The sequence below is a fragment of the Exiguobacterium sp. UBA5002 genome, from assembly GCF_002396765.1.
Classification (GTDB): Bacteria; Bacillota; Bacilli; order Exiguobacteriales; family Exiguobacteriaceae; genus Exiguobacterium_A.
The window spans coordinates 1-2,501 of the sequence record NZ_DGYQ01000009.1 but is presented as its reverse complement, the minus strand read 5'-3'; the positions used below and the strand labels follow the sequence as shown (position 1 = coordinate 2,501).

Sequence of the window (2,501 nt, the reverse complement as noted above, 5' to 3'; positions counted from 1 at the left end):
CTGATCTAGTTCGTACTAGCGGAGGGAAGTGGCTCGAAACCTTAGATATCCTTAGCGCTTCAGCGTATTTTCGGACCACTCCCTTCAACATCGGGAGTGGTCCTTTTTCGTATGGAAAGGAAGAACATGATGCGTTTACATCTGATTTCGACGGGATCCATTAATCCGCTTGACGAAATAAAGACCTTTCAATCCCTTCAACCCTATACGGATCAGCTGCATCTACGTGAACCGAACTTATCGGCGGCAGAATTACTTGATCTGATTGAAGCACTCCTTGGGCATGGTTATTCGCCTGAACAGTTAACGGTTCATGACCGGGTCGACGTCGCCCATGTCGCCGGCATCGGTGTGCAGCTGACGCGCCGTTCCTTGCGTGTCCGCGATGTGCGACGTCATTTTCCGAATCTCGTCATTGGGAAATCCGTCCATTCACTAGCAGAGGCACTGGCAGCAGAAGCGGAAGGAGCCGACCGACTGCTGTACGGTCATATTTATCCGACGGCGTCGAAGCCGAACGTGCCACCACGAGGGATCGACGCCTTGAAGCAAGTCGTCACCTTCACGACGAAACCAGTCATTGCGATCGGCGGGATCACACCAGATCGCATTCCTGAAATCGCAGCGACCGGTGCAACCGGAATCGCCGTCTTATCGGGGATTCTCGGTCAATCGGATCCGCTCGTTGCCGTCCATCGTTATCAGGAGGTTCGCGTATGACGGATCACATCATCATCGGCGGCGGAGTCATTGGTTTGACGCTCGCCTACAGTCTCGCCTGTCACAATGAATCCGTCGTCATACTAGAACGTGGAGCAAGTGGACAAGGAACGAGTCGGGCGGCTGCCGGAATGCTTGCGACAGACATCGAGCTGAGAGAGGAATTGCATGCACTTGCCGCGCGAAGTCGTCGACTGTATCCGTTGCTTGCACGTCGTCTCGAGCGAGAGACAGGCATCGATTGTGGGTACCGGGAACAACCATTTTTGTTAAAGCGTAAAGGACGCGAGCATCTGTTTCCAGCTGTCGGTCAAATCGATCCACGACGACTGACAACTGCATTGATGTATGCCTTACACGCACGTGGCATATCGATTGAAGAACAGGTGGAAGTCACACGCATCGAAGAGAGCGATGACTTCGTCAGGATCGAGTCGAACGCGGGAACGTGGACCGGACGAACGGTGACGGTCGCTGCCGGACGCGGGTCGCAAGCCTTGCTCGATACAGCTGGCATTTCGATTGCGACATATGGGGTCAAAGGGGAATGTCTCGCAGTCCGTCTCGCGGGTCAGCCGTTACGATCGATCCTGTTTGACGACGCCGTCTACCTCGTGCCAAAAGCTGACGGACGAATTTTGATCGGTGCGACCGAACTACCGCACGACGAGACGGTCGGCGTCAGTGTTGCAGGGGTCACGTCATTGCTTCAAGCAGCAGAACGACTTTATCCACCGATTCGTGACGCGGTCATCGAAGAAGTCTGGTCCGGTGTACGACCGCAAACGGTGTCCGGCTTGCCATATATCGGAGTTGCCGCGTCTTCTCGTCGGATCTTCCTAGCGACCGGGCATCATCGGCATGGCATATTACTCGCACCGGCGACAGCGGAAGTCTTGGCAAATACATTACGGTTGATCCAGAAGGAGGAAGTCCGATGAACATTACGATTAATGGCAATGACCACACCATCGAACAGATTGAAACGATCGAGGACATGCTCACACAACTCGGCTTAGGGGAAAAGCTCGTCATCGTCGAACAGAATCGACACATCATCGATCGCATGGCGTACGGTCAGACAGTCGTTCGGGACAATGACACATTTGAAATCGTTCATTTCGTAGGAGGAGGATAAACATGCTGAAAATTGGAGAAAAGACATTTGAATCACGGTTATTACTCGGAACAGGGAAATATACGGATGCTACGGTACAGCAGGAAGCAATCGATGCGTCCGCTTCACAAATCTTGACGTTCGCCGTCCGTCGGCTCGATATTTTTGATAAACAACAAGCGAACTTCCTCGAGTCGCTTGATTTAACGAAGTACGATCTACTACCGAACACGGCTGGTGCGAAGACGGCAGAAGAAGCCGTACGGTTGGCGAAGCTTGCGCGGGCATCCGGTATGTGCGACATGGTTAAGGTCGAAGTGATCGGTTGCAACAAGACGTTACTACCTGATCCGATCGAGACGTTACGGGCTTCTGAAGAATTACTTAAAGAAGGCTTCATCGTCTTACCGTATACGTCGGACGATGTCGTCCTTGCACGACGACTCGAAGAACTCGGTTGTCACGCCATCATGCCGGCGGCGTCACCGATCGGTTCCGGGCAAGGCATTCTCAACCCACTTCATCTACGATTCATCATCGAGCAGACGACGGTGCCGGTCATCGTCGACGCCGGGATTGGCTCGCCGACCGACGTCGCCTATGCGATGGAACTGGGAGCGGATGGTGTCTTATTGAACTCCGCTGTCGCCCATGCTCAAGATCC

At 53.5% G+C, this 2,501-nt stretch carries 4 protein-coding genes; all 4 read left to right on the top strand.

Annotated elements, in window-relative coordinates; all coding sequences use genetic code 11:
* Positions 1–126: 126 nt before the first annotated feature.
* A complete protein-coding gene (locus tag B4C70_RS01600; RefSeq protein ID WP_290776566.1) occupies positions 127–720 on the top strand; it encodes a thiamine phosphate synthase in 594 nt (197 codons plus the stop codon).
* Entirely contained in the window at positions 717–1,661 is a 945-nt protein-coding gene (locus B4C70_RS01595) for an FAD-dependent oxidoreductase (protein WP_290776563.1), read from the top strand. Before B4C70_RS01600 ends, B4C70_RS01595 begins: the two co-directional genes overlap by 4 nt.
* Complete coding sequence (gene thiS, locus B4C70_RS01590; protein ID WP_050677012.1) at positions 1,658–1,858, top strand: sulfur carrier protein ThiS; 201 nt, start codon at positions 1,658–1,660, stop codon at positions 1,856–1,858. Before B4C70_RS01595 ends, thiS begins: the two co-directional genes overlap by 4 nt.
* A 2-nt stretch (positions 1,859–1,860) precedes the next feature.
* Positions 1,861–2,501, top strand: a 641-nt coding sequence (locus B4C70_RS01585) for a thiazole synthase (RefSeq protein ID WP_290776559.1), incomplete at its 3' end; no start/stop codon positions are given.